General features: G+C 62.5%; 21 protein-coding genes and 1 tRNA gene. 7 read left to right on the top strand and 15 right to left on the bottom strand.

Features of this window, described 5'->3' with window-relative positions:
• Positions 1-25 precede the first annotated feature (25 nt).
• Both P1T08_01440 and P1T08_01435 read left to right on the top strand, forming a co-directional pair.
• Entirely contained in the window at positions 26-874 is an 849-nt protein-coding gene (locus P1T08_01440) for a PAC2 family protein (protein ID MDF1594748.1), read from the top strand.
• Complete coding sequence (locus P1T08_01435; GenBank protein ID MDF1594747.1) at positions 871-1,542, top strand: hypothetical protein; 672 nt, start codon at positions 871-873, stop codon at positions 1,540-1,542. The genes P1T08_01440 and P1T08_01435 overlap by 4 nt, the downstream gene beginning before the upstream one ends.
• A 95-nt stretch (positions 1,543-1,637) precedes the next feature.
• Here the strand turns inward: P1T08_01435 and P1T08_01430 are convergent, their stop codons facing one another.
• The 4 genes from P1T08_01430 to P1T08_01415 all read right to left on the bottom strand — a co-directional run bounded on the left by P1T08_01430 (position 1,638) and on the right by P1T08_01415 (position 4,567).
• Positions 1,638-1,730 carry an aurora kinase A-interacting protein gene (locus P1T08_01430; GenBank protein ID MDF1594746.1) on the bottom strand — a complete coding sequence of 31 codons (93 nt, stop codon included), beginning with the start codon at positions 1,728-1,730 and terminating at the stop codon, positions 1,638-1,640.
• A 78-nt stretch (positions 1,731-1,808) separates the two neighbouring features.
• Positions 1,809-2,657, bottom strand: coding sequence for a homoserine kinase (locus P1T08_01425; GenBank protein MDF1594745.1), 849 nt, complete (start codon positions 2,655-2,657; stop codon positions 1,809-1,811).
• Positions 2,650-3,564, bottom strand: coding sequence for a cation diffusion facilitator family transporter (locus P1T08_01420; protein MDF1594744.1), 915 nt, complete (start codon positions 3,562-3,564; stop codon positions 2,650-2,652). The genes P1T08_01425 and P1T08_01420 overlap by 8 nt, the downstream gene beginning before the upstream one ends.
• Positions 3,565-3,736: 172 nt before the next feature.
• Complete coding sequence (locus P1T08_01415) at positions 3,737-4,567, bottom strand: PhzF family phenazine biosynthesis protein (GenBank protein ID MDF1594743.1); 831 nt, start codon at positions 4,565-4,567, stop codon at positions 3,737-3,739.
• Between the two features lie 57 nt (positions 4,568-4,624).
• Between P1T08_01415 and P1T08_01410 the strand changes: the two genes are divergently transcribed.
• The 3 genes from P1T08_01410 to dcd all read left to right on the top strand — a co-directional run bounded on the left by P1T08_01410 (position 4,625) and on the right by dcd (position 5,666).
• Positions 4,625-4,840: a hypothetical protein gene (locus tag P1T08_01410; protein MDF1594742.1), complete on the top strand. Its 216-nt coding sequence runs from the start codon at positions 4,625-4,627 to the stop codon at positions 4,838-4,840.
• An 81-nt stretch (positions 4,841-4,921) separates the two neighbouring features.
• Positions 4,922-4,992 (top strand) — tRNA-Gly (locus tag P1T08_01405).
• A gap of 107 nt (positions 4,993-5,099) precedes the next feature.
• Positions 5,100-5,666, top strand: a complete 567-nt coding sequence (gene dcd, locus P1T08_01400; protein ID MDF1594741.1) for a dCTP deaminase — start codon at positions 5,100-5,102, stop codon at positions 5,664-5,666.
• Positions 5,667-5,708: 42 nt separating this feature from the next.
• On the opposite strand, the gene P1T08_01395 is transcribed toward dcd, so the two are convergent.
• The 11 genes from P1T08_01395 to panB all read right to left on the bottom strand — a co-directional run bounded on the left by P1T08_01395 (position 5,709) and on the right by panB (position 15,529).
• Positions 5,709-6,506, bottom strand: a complete 798-nt coding sequence (locus P1T08_01395; GenBank protein ID MDF1594740.1) for an MBL fold metallo-hydrolase — start codon at positions 6,504-6,506, stop codon at positions 5,709-5,711.
• 52 nt (positions 6,507-6,558) lie between these two features.
• On the bottom strand, positions 6,559-7,464 hold the full coding sequence (locus P1T08_01390; protein ID MDF1594739.1) for a DMT family transporter: 906 nt from the start codon (positions 7,462-7,464) through the stop codon (positions 6,559-6,561).
• 216 nt (positions 7,465-7,680) lie between these two features.
• A complete protein-coding gene (gene dnaB / locus P1T08_01385; protein ID MDF1594738.1) occupies positions 7,681-10,407 on the bottom strand; it encodes a replicative DNA helicase in 2,727 nt (908 codons plus the stop codon).
• A 71-nt stretch (positions 10,408-10,478) separates the two neighbouring features.
• Positions 10,479-10,928, bottom strand: a complete 450-nt coding sequence (gene rplI, locus P1T08_01380; protein ID MDF1594737.1) for a 50S ribosomal protein L9 — start codon at positions 10,926-10,928, stop codon at positions 10,479-10,481.
• On the bottom strand, positions 10,925-11,185 hold the full coding sequence (gene rpsR, locus P1T08_01375) for a 30S ribosomal protein S18 (protein MDF1594736.1): 261 nt from the start codon (positions 11,183-11,185) through the stop codon (positions 10,925-10,927). The genes rplI and rpsR overlap by 4 nt, the downstream gene beginning before the upstream one ends.
• A gap of 8 nt (positions 11,186-11,193) precedes the next feature.
• Entirely contained in the window at positions 11,194-11,646 is a 453-nt protein-coding gene (gene ssb, locus P1T08_01370) for a single-stranded DNA-binding protein (protein ID MDF1594735.1), read from the bottom strand.
• Between the two features lie 62 nt (positions 11,647-11,708).
• Complete coding sequence (gene rpsF / locus P1T08_01365) at positions 11,709-12,005, bottom strand: 30S ribosomal protein S6 (GenBank protein MDF1594734.1); 297 nt, start codon at positions 12,003-12,005, stop codon at positions 11,709-11,711.
• A gap of 205 nt (positions 12,006-12,210) precedes the next feature.
• Positions 12,211-13,611, bottom strand: coding sequence for an MBL fold metallo-hydrolase (locus P1T08_01360; GenBank protein MDF1594733.1), 1,401 nt, complete (start codon positions 13,609-13,611; stop codon positions 12,211-12,213).
• Between the two features lie 57 nt (positions 13,612-13,668).
• A complete protein-coding gene (locus tag P1T08_01355) occupies positions 13,669-13,992 on the bottom strand; it encodes a hypothetical protein (protein ID MDF1594732.1) in 324 nt (107 codons plus the stop codon).
• Between the two features lie 143 nt (positions 13,993-14,135).
• On the bottom strand, positions 14,136-14,600 hold the full coding sequence (locus tag P1T08_01350; GenBank protein ID MDF1594731.1) for a DUF192 domain-containing protein: 465 nt from the start codon (positions 14,598-14,600) through the stop codon (positions 14,136-14,138).
• Positions 14,601-14,659: 59 nt separating this feature from the next.
• The gene (gene panB / locus P1T08_01345; GenBank protein ID MDF1594730.1) at positions 14,660-15,529 is read right to left on the bottom strand and encodes a 3-methyl-2-oxobutanoate hydroxymethyltransferase; all 870 of its coding nucleotides are present in this window, start codon (positions 15,527-15,529) and stop codon (positions 14,660-14,662) included.
• 105 nt (positions 15,530-15,634) lie between these two features.
• Here panB and P1T08_01340 point away from each other — a divergent pair, with 105 nt between their 5' ends.
• Complete coding sequence (locus tag P1T08_01340; GenBank protein ID MDF1594729.1) at positions 15,635-16,102, top strand: pyridoxamine 5'-phosphate oxidase family protein; 468 nt, start codon at positions 15,635-15,637, stop codon at positions 16,100-16,102.
• Between the two features lie 97 nt (positions 16,103-16,199).
• Positions 16,200-16,486: transposase (locus tag P1T08_01335; GenBank protein MDF1594728.1), on the top strand; the 287-nt coding region annotated here is incomplete at its 3' end.

Here is a 16,486-nt window from a genome sequence, read left to right as displayed (position 1 = left end):
CCAACGCCAACTAGCCTGATCCACAATGAAGGCGTTCACCTGGCACAGCCAACCGGAGTTGCGCGATCCGACGGTGTTCGTCGGGTTTTCCGGATGGAGCGACGCGGCCGACGCAGCCAGTGGAGCCGTCGCCTACCTGCTCGAGCAGGCAACGGACGTCGAACTACTCGCCTCCATCGGTGCTGAGGAGTTCTTCGACTTCAGCCAGACAAGGCCCGAGATTCACATCACCGACGGGATTACCCAGGGGATTGAGTGGCCGGCCATCCGGCTGTCGCGTGCTCGCTTGCCGGGGGCGGACCACGATCTGGTCGTGGTTGAAGGCCCCGAACCAGAGTTTCGGTGGCCGACCCTCACCGATCACCTCGTCGACGCCTTCCACGAGATGGAGGCCTCTGCCGTCGTCCTCTTTGGTGCGTTTATCGGCAGGGTCGCACACACGTTGCCGGTTCCCATCATGGCGGTTGCCAGCGATGAGACCCTTCTCAAGGACAACCAACTCCTAGCTACCGACTATCAGGGGCCGACGGGCCTCGTCGGCGCGCTCAATGCGGCTTGCAGCAGTGCGGGATTCTCGACGGTGGGACTCTGGGCAGCCATTCCGCACTACCTGGCAGGCAACCCCAATCCCAGGGCAATGATGGCCCTCCTCGAAAAGGCCTCTGAAATCACCGGGATCGCGATCAACCTGGAGGCAATCGAAATCGAAGCGATTGCTTTCCACCGTCACATTGAAGCAGCGGTGGCGGCGTCGACGGAGCTCCAGGAGTACGTCGGAGGGCTGGAGGATGACGCAGATGACCTGATAATGGAGCCGGAAGCCGGTGAGCGTCTCGTCAACGAGATCGAACGCTTCCTTCGCGAGCCGGAATGACACCGGTAGGCACTTCGTCCCATCGCTCCGGCCAGGATCTGATCCCGGATCGCCGCCCGGCGTGGGATATCTCACCGGACTGGATTTTCGCCATCATTCTGATCCTCGGACTGACCGTGATGCTGGTGGCGATCGGTCTGACTCCGGCCGCCGGCGGCGACCCAGCGGGTGGGCCGCGGGTGGCTGTCGGAATGACGCCAACCGACGGGGCCATCAGCCTTCGGATCCGCCCTTGCGGCGCAGAAAAGGTCGAGACGGTCTCGCTCAAGACGGTCGAGCCGGAGCTCACCCTTTGGGAAGCAATAGCGATCAATCCACAAGAACGGTATGTCTTTGTAGTCGGTCAGGCGCCCACGACCTTCGTGGAAACGGTAACGATGCTCGAAGAACTGCCGCGCGGCGCGCTGCTCGAGGCGACGATCGTGACCGACGAACCACACAACGTGCAGTTCCTTTTCGGGGATCTCCTCCCAGGCCTGTGGGATTACGGAGGGACCTACTACCCGGATGATACGATCGATGACGTCATCGCGGCCGGAAGTGTCTGCAATCGCGGCCCGACGCCTGCCACGAGCGGACGGCGCACGCTTATGGTCGTTGGGTTCCTCATTGCGGCCGCAGCCGGCGCCGGGTTGCTCGCACGCCGCCTCGTTTCGCCGGGCCTCTGAGGGGACGCGCTACCCACGAGCGACAACGCGCCGGCGGGCGCGTTGTCGGGAGTAGGTGGGTCCTTTCAGAACCGCATGATTGCGGTGCAGTGCGGCTACCTCTTGCGCTTGTGGCGGTTTGCCTTGAGGCGCTTGCGATACTTGTGCTTCGACATCTTCTTGCGCCGCTTCTTGACCAGCGAACCCATGCAGTAATCCTCTCCAGAAATCAGTGGATGGAGCTACAGGATGACTGTTTCAAGCCGATTTCGCAAACCAGATATTGATCAACGGAGCCCCTGAAAGGCGATGGCGGGAAGGAGAACTGTGCCCTCACTACCGAGTGCCTCTCGAAGAGCCGTAGCCACCGCCTCTACCCCATCCCCATCGACGACCGCCAGGATCGACGGTCCGGCTCCGCTCCAACATGTATGGACGGCGCCCGCCGATCGCGCGGTGAACATCAGATCTTCGGCCTCGGGAAACAGCGGGCCGCGCGGCGCTTCGTGAAGCTCATCACCGGCCGCCGCCGCGAAAAGCCTTGGATCCGCGGTACGGAAGGCTTCGACCAGTGCCACGACCCTGGCGACCGATCGGGCCGCCACGTCGTGTTCAACGATCTCCGGAAGTGCTTGACGCGCCCACTTGGTCGGGAGACGTCGCGACGGAACGGCAATGACTAGGCGCAGCGATGGATGCAGCACGAGTGGCTGGGCCAGCGAACCCACCGCAGCCACCAATCCACCGAATACCGAGGCGGCCACATTGTCGGCGTGTCCTTCCAGATCGGAAGCCAGCCGCAACACAACGGCCGTATCCGCCTGCTGATCAACTGCCCGCAAACCAGCGGCCGCGCCTGCGACAAATGCGGCAGCCGATGAGCCGAGTCCCCGGCCGAGCGGTATCTCGTTGTACACCTCGAGCTTCAGGGGGTTCTCTGCGCCGACGGCGGTGCGGGCGGCCAGCAACACAGCATCATCGTCCCCCGGCGCAGGAGCATGCGGCCCGTGATGGGACACCATCCATTCAGGGGCACGTACGGCCACCACCCGGCAGGTGATTTCCAGGGCGAGTGCCAGGGTATCGAATCCCGGTCCGAGGTTGGCAGATGATCCTGGTGCCGTAGCCTCAGCCACGGTGGGCGGTCTCCAACTCGACGAAGATGTTGCCGGCGTGCGGCAGCGACGACCGGATGGCTGCTTCGACGGTGTCGATCGCCGCCTCGACACCCGCAGAGTCGAGACCATCCACGAAGTCGACCTCGATGTTGACCAACACCTGCTCGGGGCCCATGTGCATGGTGAGCAGTCGGCCGACGCCACTCACCTGCGGGAGTGACAGCACCGCCGCCATCACACCCGATCGGTCGGACCGACTCGCCGCCTCGCCGATCAGCAGTGCCTTCGTTTCCGTCGCCAGGAGAACGGCAACGGTGGCGAGAAGGGCACCGATCATCAGTGAGGCGATCGCGTCCCACACAGCGTCCCCGGTTGCCGCGGAAAGAAACATGCCGGCGAGGGCAATGACGAGACCGAGGATGGCTGCGCTGTCTTCGAGGAGCACAACGAGGATGGAAGCGTTCTTGGTGCCACGGAAGGTCCGCCAGTTCGAGCGGCTGCCTCGTTCGCGTTTGAACTCCCGGTAGGCAAAGAGGAATACGGAGCCCTCAATCACGAACGCCAAGCCCAGGACTAGAACATTGACGGAGATGGATTCGAGTTCGTGGGGATGTTGGAGCGCGTCGATCCCGTGCTGTATGGAGAGCACGGCGCCACCGACGAAGAGCATGACCGCAACCATGAAGCTCCAGAAGTACGTCTCCTTGCCGCGTCCAAAGGGGTACTGGGCGTCGGGAGCCCGCCGCGATTGAGCGAGGCCGCGCAACAACAGGGTCTGGTTGCCCGTGTCGGCCACCGAGTGCCAAGCCTCGGAGAGCATGGCGGCCGAGCCGGTGAGGGCCGCAGCAATGAATTTGGCAACTGCAATGAGTGCGTTCCCGGTGAGGGCGGCAAAGACCGCCTTTCGTGAACCTTCAGTTGCCATGAGGGGATTCTAAGACCTCGTGCGCCGGGTTCGGTGGGCGCTGGACGGGCTTCGCCTGAGCCGGCTGAAACCGGGCCCAACCGAGCCGTCTCCCGGAAGCGGGCATGGGAGGGATCGGTGCGGCGGTGGGCAGGCAGAGGAAACCTGGCTCGGAGCCTCGGGACGCCCGGATCTAATCAGTGTGCGGCCGGTGAGGCTGCCGGTCCAACTCGTCCAACAGCCGGACCTCCTCCATAGACACCCCTCCCCCGATGCGTACCCGGTCCGGACTCCAGTTCAGTCCGATTGTCGAAGGGTGTCCGATCTCGTCACCTTGATCGATGAGGATGGTTCCGCTCGAACGTCCTTCGTTCGCCAACTTCGAGGCGAGCGCAACTGCCGCGCTCCCGGTAGCCGGATCCTCGAATACCCCCGCCTCAGGCGCGAAGAACCTCGACTTGGCTCGATCTCCATTCGCCCATGCATACAGGTACAGCTCGCCAACTCCCGTCGCCGCCATGGCGTCCTCGGTGAAGCTCACATCCGCCACAGCCTCTGGTGATTCGAGTTCGAGCACGAGGTACGAAATAGGCATGTCGACCCAAGCCGCGCTGATTGGTGCCACAAGCCCGAGCGTCGCCGCCACCTGATCGGCGCCGGGGGCCGCACGGACCGGTCGGTCCGGCGGTGCCTCGATCCAGGCATCCGGACCGTCGAAGCCGACCCGAACGAGGCCGATCCCGCAGAGGAGCCGATCCGTCTGTTGCACATCGAGTTCCCTGAGGATCCAGGTCATTCCGACCAGAGGATGGCCTGCAAACGGCATCTCTCGACCCGGCGTGAAGATCCGTACCGCCGGCGGATCACCGGGTATGAGGAAGATGGTCTCGGAGAAACCCAGTTCTGTGGCGATCGCCTGCATGTCGAGAGTCCCAAGTCCTTCAGACCTGATCACCACTCCGAGGTGGTTGCCTCCTGTCGCTCCGCGCGTGAATACACGAACGACATGGCATGTTCGTGACATGGTGGCTCCTCGCTGATTTCCTCGCCTCAACGATACCGGGCTACGGTGGCGCTCCTCATGGGTGACGTCATAGGAATCGATCAGATCTTCCCCGAACTGATATTCGGGGTCGGCCTCGCCTTACTGGTAGGGAACGGCCTTGCGATGTGGAAACACCGCCGGGGTGAACAGCCCGTCGGCGTTGAAGGCGAGTTCCGGCCCGGACGTGCGTGGTTCCTGATGGCAGTCGGGGTCGTGATGGGGGTCTGGGGAGGCTTGAGCATCTTGGGGTGAGAGCCGGGTCGGAACCCCCCGCATCCGCGCGGAAGGTCGACCGGGCCGTCAGAGATCCAGATTGGTACAATCCCAGTGCCCGCGGGTGTAGTTCAGTGGTAGAACACGAGCTTCCCAAGCTTGGAACGGGGGTTCGATTCCCCTCACCCGCTCGACCACAGGCAACGGGACAAACGGCAGTCGGCTTCCGGCAGCCGCCGGTCACACCTGCCAAGTGCCCGATACCTCTTGTGTGCATCATCTTCATCGGGGGAACGACATGATCTTTTCGGACCGGACCATCAAAGAAGCCATTGAGAGCCGTCGTATCGAGATCGACCCGTTCGAGCCCTCCTTCGTGCAGCCATCGAGCATCGACCTCCGCGTCGATCGTTTCTTCCGGGTCTTTGAGAACCACAAATACCCTCACATCGATCCAAAGGCTCCTCAACTCGACTTGACCACACTGGTTGAGGTCGACGACGAAGAAGCGTTCATGTTGCATCCCGGCGAGTTCGTCCTCGGCTCAACTCTCGAGCGGGTGCGGCTTGGCGACGACATTGTCGCCCGCCTCGAAGGCAAGTCGAGCCTCGGCCGCCTCGGACTCCTCATCCATTCGACGGCGGGATTCGTCGACCCCGGATTCGACGGATACCTGACCCTCGAACTATCAAACGTGGCGACTCTCCCGATCGCCATCTATCCACGAATGAAGATCGGACAGATCAGCTTCTATCAGCTATCCACAGAAGCAGACCATCCGTATGGGACCGACCGGGCCGGGTCCAAGTACCAAGGTCAGCGCGGCCCGACGCCCAGTCGGGTCCACGAGGACTTCAACCCTTAGCCGGATCGCAGGCACCACATTCGCAGAAGGAGGCTTCTGGGGCTAGTCCTCCAGTTGGAGAAAGGCCCTCTGTATCGCCGTCCTGGTCGGCTCTTCGGGGTAGGGGCTCGTGTGGACGTCCACCTCATCAACCCGTTCGCCGGCAACATAAGCTGCTCTGGCCAGGCCGGCGAGCGCGGAGATCTCGGCCCTCTGCGTTTCGATGAATGCCCTGTCGACGATGTCTCCGTGACCGGGGACGACCACACCCCTCGTCATCTCCAGCAGAGCATCCAGAGTCTCCGGCCAGTTCAGCGGAAACGAGTCGGAAAAGGAGGGTGGAGCGCCCTCCTCAATCAGATCGCCGGCAAACAACGTCCCCGAGTCGGCCACCTGAACAACAACGTCACTGTCGGTGTGCCCGAGCCCCAGATACTTGAATTCAACGATGCGCCCTCCCAGGTCGATGGCATGCCGGACGCCAAACGTATGATCGGGAGCAGTGATGACCACCTCTTCGACGTCCGCCCGGTGCTCTTCGGTGAGCCGCTCGAGAACCCCGGCCCTAGCTGCTTCTCCATCGTTCATGAGCGCACTTCGACATCGCTCGTGGCCCCATAACTGGGCAGCCGGGAACAACGCGTTTCCCCAGCAATGATCCCAGTGGTAGTGGGTGTTCAGTACCCAGCGTGGCGGAAGCCTGGTCAACGTCCGCAGTTCATCCAGGAGCTGTTGAGCCTGGCGGTGAGAGGCACGCGTGTCGATGACGAGGACGCCCTCTCCGCCGATCACGACGCCGACGTTCAGGTCGAGCGACTCATACCGACGGCGGTAAACGCCTTCCGCGATCTCCTGCCACATCCTCGTGCCCTTCTCGCCCGACTGTCCGACGCTGGAAGTTCCATCGGCGACTTCATCGAATACCTTGAGCTGCGACGCCCCGGTCCGCCCGATATCCGCCGGCGACCGCCGCCACGATCCCGGACAAGATCACGAGCACAACTCCCAAAGCAGCGGGAAGACCGGGCGTTTCACCAAGGAATAGAGCAGCCCAGACCACGGCCGAGGCCGGCTCGACGTACATGATCACACCGACGCTCGTGACGCGCAGCCGGGAGACGGACGTCCAGTAGAGAACGCCGGAAAGACCCGTCAGCACCATGCCGAGAACCAGGAGTTGCCACCAGCTTTCCACAGCCGGTGGATTGTCGGTCGCCTCCCACGGAACCTCGAAGAGCGCCGCCAGGGCCCACGGGGTCATTACCAGGGCAGCAACCGTGTGCTCGTAGGCAGCCAAGCGGAGCCCACCAAGTCGCTGCGCGACCGGTTTTCCGATCAGGATGAGAGCAGCCAGCGTCGCCGCCGCGATCAGCCCGGCCACCGTTCCAGACAAGGTCGCTCCCCCACCCGGTCGGGCAACGAGCACGACGCCCAGCAGCGCCATTGCTACGGCGACCCAGGTTCTCTTGTCGGTATGTTCACCCAGAATCCGGGGAGCCAGGGCGGCCAGCAGAACAGGTGCCAGGTAAACGAGCACGAGCGCAATCGCAACCGTGGTCGTCTTGAGGGACCAGAAGAAGGCGGCCCAGTGAGCGGCGAGTACCACACCGAGCGTCAGAACTCGAGCCCTATCGGCAGCCGGGAGATGATGTTGTCTCCGGGCAACTACCCAGATCAGGAGCGGCAGCGCTCCCAACCACAGCCGCGCAGCAACCAACTGCTCCGCCGGCAAATCGACAGTGCGAACAATGAGCGGGATCGTTCCCCAAGCCGCTGCAACCGCGGCGAGAACAACGGCGGCAGTCCATTTCCCGGGCATTCCGGCAGCCTACAGAGAGAAATCGGTCAAACTCCTCAAGGTCCGGCTAGATCGCGCCGATGATGTGAGTAGAACGTTTTCACCGGAACGGACTGCCGAGCACTTACGGAGACCCCCTTCCTCCGACTCTTCCCGAACGGCGACCGGCGAAAGCGACCCGAGACCCCCTCTTAGTAGGGGGTCTCATCTGTCTGGGGCGACCCGTGTCACCCCGCCCTAGGGTCCGACATCCCGCCCGACATCGGCAAACAAGGTGTAGCGAGGCAGGAAGGTCATATCGACTTTGCCTGTTGCGCCGGCCCGATGTTTGGCAACGTTCACCTCGGCAAGGCCTTTGGATTCAGGATCGTCCGGGTAGTAGTACTCGTGTCGGTAGATGAACAGCACGATGTCGGCGTCTTGCTCGATCGCGCCCGATTCTCTCAAGTCGCCCAGGCGGGGCCGTTTGTCCTCCCGGGCTTCCAACCCACGGTTGAGCTGGGACACCGCGATGATGGGCAGGTCGAGCTCACGGGCCAGGTTCTTGAGATTCCGGCTGATCTCGGCGATCTCCTGCTGACGGTTCTCACGATTCCGCCCTTGCATGAGTTGGATGTAGTCCACGACGATCAGCGCCAGACCCTTCTGCCGCTTCAGTCGGCGCGCTTTCGCTCTGATGTCGGTCACGGTCACAGACGCGCTGTCATCTACATAGACCGGGGCCGGGTACATCTTCGATGCGGCATTGACCACCCGCTGCCAGCCCCTGGCGTCGAGCTGGCCGGTGCGCAACGCCATCGAGTCCACCCGGCCGACGGAGCACAACATCCGCTGGATGATCTCTTCCTTGCTCATCTCCATCGAGAACACCGCGACGGTCCCGCCGTCCATTGCAATATTGGAGGCAATGTTGAGCGCCAACGTGCTGTTGTGGACAACAACATCGCCTGCGAGGAAATTCGAGTAACGAGGTACCTCGAGGTCGAAGGTGCGCTGCCAACCAGCGGGCTCGATAGAGACGACGTCGTCCCAAACGACATCCGAGTTGGCCAGGCTGCGCAGGGCGTCGCTGCTGAGTGCTTCGGCCAGCTCAGACACGATACGACGTGAAGGGCGCCGTTGACCCACATGCCAGTTGTGGTTCCGAGGCCTGCCGCAACGAGCAGAGATGTCTGCCCAGCTGGCTGTGCCCTTCTCGGAAAGGATTAGATCCCATGCTTCCATCGGCAGGAGGCGTGAGCGAGCGCGATCGGTGAGACGAGATTCAGCGGCGGCCACCACCTGTGCAACCTGACGCTCCTTCGACAGAATCCCGATCTGGTCTGCAAACAAACGCACCGAGTAGGGATCCTGGATCGCCACCTCAAACGAAGGCCGCCGATCACCAGCGTACTGCACCTGCCGCTGCCGCAACTTGGCCACAATGCCGAACCGAAGCAAGAGATGTTGCACGTCGCGCGCAAGTTGCTCCGAAACCGTGCCGTATTCGATGCGGTAACAATCCCCCGATACCCAGGCCGAGCCATCTGTCGCATAGAGTCGGGAAAGGAAGCGCGCGAGTTGGTCTTTTGGAAGCCTGAACACGGCGTTGGGTACGAATTTCGTTGCGGCAACGCAGCCCCATAAGCCATGCCGTTCAAGGATCCCAACCAATGGATTCGGAGGCCGAGCACCTTCGTTCCTGTACCCAAGCTTCTCCGCAGCTGCCAGAACGCTAGCCCGAGTGGCCTCCGATGGTCCCGGCTTCCCGGACAGGGCCAGTGAGACCGTTGCGTCCGATACTCCGGAAGCAGCGGCGACATCCTTCTGAGAGGGACGGTCCGACCGTCCGACAATTCGGTAGGTCAGCGAGTGATCCCCATGGCCGGTCACCTGCATGCCCATATCACGAGCAAGGCGCTCCAGTTCGGCGAGAAGCGTGGGATCGGCCGTAGTGAATTTCGGACTCGTCCCCGTCGTAGTCCCATCACCGATAAGCAATCCGAGGAGTGCGACCTCGGCTTCGGGAAGGCGGTCGACACCAAAGACATCGACACGGCCGGCTACTGCGATGGGCTGGCCGATCTCCACCTGGTCGAGTCGCCTCCACCCCGTCCAGGTCAAGACCGGATGATTAGCGGTGGCGGTGATCGTTCGACCTAGCCGCGTGGTTAGGCAAAACGTCTCCCTCGGGCCGTTGTCTGCCCAGGCGGAGGGACTGGCGGTCACAAGTTGCCGTTCCGTTTCATCGTAGGCAAACACATGTTGGAGGCCCTGTGACTCGGTATCGCCGACGAGATCTTCGATCGCCGTCATCGCGCCGGTCTTCGGGTCCACAACTCTCGTTGACCCAACCAGACACTTGCCCATGCTCGGCCTGGCCGCCACGATCAACAGATTGGCGGGGTGCAATCCGGCCAGCTTGACATCGAGATCCCGATAGCCGGTCGCCAGACCGGTAATCGCGTTCCCCGAAGCCTCGAGTTCTTCAATGACCTCGAGGGTCGATTGCAGCAGCGGGGCAATCGGCTGCAATCCGTCACCAACTCGCCGTTCGGCTACACCAAGCACCGTTTGCTCGGCGTTGTCGAGGATGTCGATGATCTCCTCATCCGTCTGCAAGGCAAAATCGGTGATCCGCGCTCCCGCCTGCAGCAAGCTGCGACGGAGTGCGTGCTCCTCGACGATGGTGGCGTAGTAGTCGACGTTCGAGGCGGTCGGCACCCGCTCCATCAGTTCGGTGAGGTAGACAACGCCACCAATCCGATCAATCTCCTCACTGCGGCGGAGGGAATCGGACACCGTGACGATATCGATCGGCTGGTTGCTGTTGTAGAGCCGGGCAACTGCCTCGAAAATCGCTTGGTGGGCCGGGACGTAGAAGTCCTCGGGGGCGAGCTTGTCCATCACCGAGTTGGCGGCGTCGGACGAGAGCATCACTGCCCCGAGGACCGACTCCTCAGCTTCGAGATTATGCGGAGGCACACGACCTGAACTTCCCCGCGATTCGGGGCGAGCCGTCGAGCGGCCCGTTGGAGGTCGGGCCTCAGCCGTCATCAGGCCGGGATGATGTCCAACGAGAGCGGGAACTCAACGTCGGAATGCAGCTTGATGATTGCCTCGTGGAGTCCGATCGTCTTGATCGGCTCGGCGAGCCGCACCGTTCTGCGATCGAGTTCGATTCCCGTGAACTTCTGCACTCCCTCAACGACGTCGGCGACACCGATCGAGCCGAACAACTTGCCCTCGTCACCTGCCTGGGCGGCGATGACCACCCGGGTACCGGCGAGCTGCGTAGCAATGAGCTGGGCAGCGTCCCGGCCGCGTCGTTCGGTCTCCTCGCGAGCCTTGTTGGCCGCTTCAGCATTCTTGAGGGCACCGTCGCTGGCCTTCACGGCCAGGTGCTTCGGAAGAAGGAAGTTGCGGGCATACCCGTCCGATACCTGGACGACCTGGCCGGCTGCGCCGACCCCGTCCACGTCTTTGATCAGTATGAGCTTGGTCATCGGCTCGTGTACGGCATCAGCGCCATCTCACGGGCGTTCTTGATGGCCAGGGCCACCTCACGCTGGTGCTGGGTGCAGTTCCCGGTCACACGGCGGGAGCGAATCTTCGCCCGATCCGACATGTACTTACGGAGGATCGCCACATCTTTGTAGTCGACGTACTCGATCTTCTCTTTGCAGAAGTAGCAGACCTTCTTCTTGAATCGCCGCCCGTTCTCGGGCCGGCGCTTTCTACGTTTGTTATCGGGGCGTGCCATGTTGTCTCCTAGAACGGCGCTTCGTCGGGGCCGTATGTCTCGCGGGCGACGGGCGCAGCCGGCATCGACGTCGCGGCTTTGTCGCCCCAATCGCCTCCACCCTGCTTCTGTGTCTTCGTTACGGTTGCGGTGGCCCACCGGAGGCTGGGGCCGAGTTCGTCGATGGAAATCTCAACAACCGACCTCTTGTCGCCGTCCGTTGTTTCCCAACTGCGTTGCTCGAGGCGGCCGGTAACGATCACCCGCATGCCCTTCTGCAATGACTCGGCTGCATTCTCAGCGGCCTCACGCCAGAGCGTTCCGCCCAGGAAACTGGTCTCTTCTTGCCATTCGCCGGCTTGATCACGCCAGCGCCGGTTGACGGCACAACGAATCTTCGCCATCGCCACGCCGGATCCGGTGAACCGAAGTTCAGGATCCTCGACCAGATTGCCGATAACGGTCACGGTATTTGTCGCCATGTTCTTCTCTCCTCGGGATGGACACCCTCACTATGCGGGCAGGGTGTGACAGATCCCGTTTCTCAGCGGTTATCTCGTCGCACGACCTTGTGACGTACGACGGCGTCGGACAGAGTCAGTGCCCGATCGAGATCTTCGAGTGCCTCGGGCGATGCTTCAAGATCGAATTGCACGACCGAGTAGAAGCCCTCTCGAATGTGGTTGATCTCATAGGCAAAACGGCGCTTGCCCCAGAAATCGCTGTCCGTGACCTCGGCGCCACGTGCTTTGAGCAGCGCTTCGATCTCGGCGACCTTCAACCGAACATCGGCCTCCGCGATTTCGGGCCGGTGAATGGTCATCACCTCGTAGTTCCTCATCTGTTCTCCTCCTCTGGACATCCACCTGCGTGGAAGGCCCCGCCGATCTGACGGAGCAGGATGGACGCGTAGCTTCTCAAAGCCGCGCGGGAAGTGCCGCGAGTGTAACCAGGACGGCCCGTTCGCGGAAGCTGACTCTTCAGGTGTTTTTGCTGTTCTCGCCACAATGACGGGAATCGCGGGTGACGGGCCGGGAGCCGACCGGCTAGATGAGGACGGTTTCCCCGTGGCCGGGAGTGAGAATCCTGCGACTCAACCGTTCGGCGATGGCGTCTTGAAGACCATCCATGGCTTCGGGATCGCCGTGCACTGCTATGACTTGCTCGGGTGGCGTAGGTGCCGACGCCAGCCAGTCGACCAATTCCGAACGGTCGGCGTGCACCGAGAAGGACGGTACCGACGCCACCTCGGCTCTGACCGGCCAGAACTCACCGTGCATCTTGACCCGATCTTCGCCATCGACCAGTCGCCGGCCCCTGGTTCCAGCAGCCTGATAGCCGACCAGGATGACCGCCGACTTTGGATCGGGTAGCACTCGCTTGAGGTGGTGGAGCACGCGTCCACCCGTTGCCATACCGGACGCAGAGATCACGATGAACGGTGGTCGAGCCCGGTTGATCGCCTTCGAGTCTTCCACCGACTCAGTGATCGTGAGGTCGCCCGGGTCGAAGATCTCAGGTCGCCCAACTATCGAATCGAGAATCTCATGTTGGCCTTCGGCGACTGCGCGGACGTAGAAGCCAAGCGCCGAGCGAGCCATCGGCGAATCCAAGAACACGGGAATCCTGGGAATAGTCCCAGCCTGCATCAGGCTTCGAAGTGCGACCAGAACCACCTCGGTTCGGTCGACCGCGAACGCCGGAATCACCACCGAGCCCGCCTGCGCGACGGTCCGGGAGATCACCGCGCCCAGTTCGTCGGTACCGTCCGCCTCGGGATGCTCTGTATCGCCGTACGTCGACTCCATGATCACGGTCCCGGCCGCCGGTGGAGGGTCGGGAGGATCCAGGATCGGATGCCGGCCACGCCCCAGATCTCCCGATACATGCAGCGGGGCTGTGCCGTCGTCAAACTCGAGCAGGACCGAGGCGGAGCCGAGGATGTGTCCGGCTCGATACAAGCGCAGCTTGACACCATCCGCGATGCGCACCGCTTCATCCCAGGGTGCCACCCGGAACAGCGAGGCTGCCACGATCGCGTCGTGCTCCGTATACAGCGGCAGAGCGGGTGTGTGTTTCGTGTAGCCCTTGCGATTCGCTCGCTCTGCGTCGTGTTCTTGTATTCGACCTGAATCCGCCATCACTACCGAAGACAGCCGCCCGGTCGCCTCACTTGCCCAGACGCTGCCCGAGAAGCCCTCTCGCACCAGAGCGGGGAGATACCCGACATGATCGAGGTGGGCATGCGATACAACAACCGTGTCGATCGTCGCCGGGTCTATCGGGAACTCCGCCCAGTTCATCTCGCGCAATCGCTTGTGGCCCTGGAAGAGACCACAGTCGACCAGGACGCGTGCCTTCGGGGTCTCGACGAGGAATTTCGATCCGGTTACCGTGCGCGCCGCGCCGAGGAAGCGGACGAGGGGCCGGGGCGGTCGATCGGTCACAGGGACAAGCTTAGAAGACCGGCGTTGGCCAACAAGCCGGGCAGAGGCCGATCCTGCTCAGCCTGACAGGCGCTGCTCTTCGCGGGCCCGGCGCACACGCTCGCCCAACCCAAACCGCGAGGCAGAGCGCAGATCGATCACCACTCCCACGGAGTCGGCAAACGACGCCGGGTCATCACTGACGAAGATCCACTTCTCGTTCTGCATCAGGAATCCAAACTCCCTAATCGAGCGTCGTTCGAAGCTCGCTTCGTCGAGGCGCAAGGAGCCGATCCATTTCCCCGGGGATCCGACGATCGTGCACTTGCCGTCGGAAACCTGGAACAGAATACGCGTGTCGGCAAAATTCGGACGTTGAAGGGTTCCGCTATGTCGCGTCATACCCATCACGTTACCCGCCAGATTCGATGCGTGGCGGGTAACGGGCAGTCAAGTGCCGGGGGCGATTCGACCATCACTAACGCGCTTGGGAGCGATTTCGAGGTGGTCGGGGCGGGTCCTGCGTGCCGGTCGCGCATTCCAGCTCACAAATCCAGCCGGGCATCGTCCGGCAGATCGACGAGAGCGCCGGCGGGTGCTTCGAGCGCAAACCGGTATGGAAGACCAACGTCGTAGTGCGGACAGGGGTCGGCCGCGCAGGGAACCATGCTCAAACCACCGACGAACGCACCGTCGTTGTCGAAGAAAGCGATGTCGAGGGCGATCAAGGTGTTCTTCATCCAGAATGCCCCGGAGCGCTCCTCTTCGAACACAAACAGCATGCCGTCGAGTTCGCCGAGATCCTCAACAAACATCAACCCCTGCTGCCGGAGTGCCGGCGAATCGGCGAGCGCGACGATCCAGGTCCGACCGTCGAGACTGATCTCAGTCGTATCGAACCCGACGACGTCACCCGTAGCTGATTCTGCGTCGATCGTCGTGCCGGTCGAGGTGGTCGAGGTGATCGAGGTGGTCGTTGACCCGAAGGTGACCTCAGGTTGCGCGGTCACCGGGGCGATGGCCACAACTGTCGAGGTGGTTGCGACGGACGAGGAGCACCCCGACAGCGTTACCAGGACAGCGGCCAGGAAAGGTCGCTTGATGGCCCCTCCAATAAAGCTTGCTCGGCCTCTTCGGCCATGTGGTAGGTCTCGGCATCGGACGGGAAGGCACCCGACTGCACGTCTTGGAAGAACTGCCGGAGGCCTTCCACCGCCTGCCCTTTCAGATCCGCATACTGCCGCACGAACTTGGGCAGTTTGCCGTCGTGCATTCCGAGCACGTCGTGAAACACCAGAACCTGTCCGTCGGTGCCGGAACCTGCGCCGATGCCGATCGTCGGAACAGAGACTTCCTTCGTGATGATCTGCGCGAGGACATCCGGAACGCCTTCCAGGACGATTCCGAAGACACCTGTTTCGGCAAGGGCAATCGCGTCGGAGAGCATCTGGCGAGCCTCTTCAACTGCCTTCCCCTGAACCCGGTACCCGCCCATCGCATGGACGGACTGCGGCGTGAGTCCGAGGTGGCCCATCACCGGGATCTCGGCCCTCAGGATCGCCTCAACAACCGGGATGCGTTTCCGTCCGCCTTCGAGCTTGACCGCTTCCGCCCCGCCCTCCCGGACCAGACGTCCGGCATTGCGCACGGCATCTTCTACCGACACGTGGTAACTCATCCACGGCATATCCCCGATCAGGAGCGAATCGGGTTCCGACCGGGCGACTGCCGCGGTGTGATGGATCATGATGTCCAGGTCGACGTCGAGGGTCGACTCGAATCCGAGAACGACGTTGGCGAGCGAATCGCCGACCAGGATCATGTCGGCGCCGGCCTCCGATGCGATCCGTGCGGTCGGCACGTCGTAGGCGGTCACCATCGTGAGTTTCTGGCCGCCTTTGCGAGCCCGGATGTCGGGGACGGTGATCTTGCCACCCATAGTGCTCCTCCGATCGTCGCTTCGATCGTGAAATGTCTGAGACAAGGGTAGTGGAGAGCCCGCGGTTGAAGCCTCGGGACGCAGCCTTGCCGCTAGTTTGCCGGTATGGCACGCACCGATATCAGTATGACCCTCGAGGAGATCGACGCCTTTCTGGCCACGGGTCGGAACCTCCAGGTGGCGACGAAGGGTCTCGACGGGTGGCCGCATGTCACCACCCTCTGGTACACCATGCGCAACGGCTTGATCACGTTTCGTTCGTTCCGGCGTTCTCAGCGGATCGTCAACCTCGGCCGTGATCCGCGGCTCACCGTGCTCGTCGAAACCGGCGACACCTACGAGAACCTCCGCGGCGTCATGGTGAAGGGAACTGCCGAACTCTCAGACGACAGGCAAGAAGTGCTGAAGGTATACGGAGCCGTCGCCGCCAAGTACCAGTTCGATGGTACGGCTCTCGATCCTGAGGCTGCGGAGGCTCTGTTCGGTGCCCGTGCAGCCAAGAACACCGTGGTCACCGTACATCCCGATCGTATCGCGTCGTGGGATCACCGTAGGTTGGGCGGTGCCTACTAGGTGGCTGCCGAAAAAGTTGGTGGTTGTGGGTCGGGGGTGCTCGCGTTCGAGGTCGTTTTCGGTCACACTGGAGCCATGATCTTCTTTGGAGCTTGCGATGCTTGGTACTGCTGATCGTCAGGGGAGTTTCTTGGGGGTGGATTCGCTTCTGGTGCCGCTTTTCGAGGGCGACGACTCGTCGTTTTATGCCCGGATGGCGGCCCACGGTGACAGCCTCGTGAGGGACGAGGATTTCGCTGACTGCTACTCGACGGGTACGGGACGCCCTTCGATTCCGCCTTCGCTGCTGATGAAGGTGGTGCTGTTGCAGGTGCGCGACGATGTGAGCGATCGGGAGGCGGCGCGGCGAGCGGCCAAGGATCTCGACTGGAAGCGGGCCCTCGG

The sequence above is a fragment of the Acidimicrobiia bacterium genome (assembly GCA_029210695.1).
GTDB lineage: Bacteria > Actinomycetota > Acidimicrobiia > Spongiisociales > JAHEDJ01 > JAHEDJ01.
The sequence above is the reverse complement of the archived record's forward strand: the minus strand, read 5'-3'. Positions and strand labels throughout refer to the sequence as shown.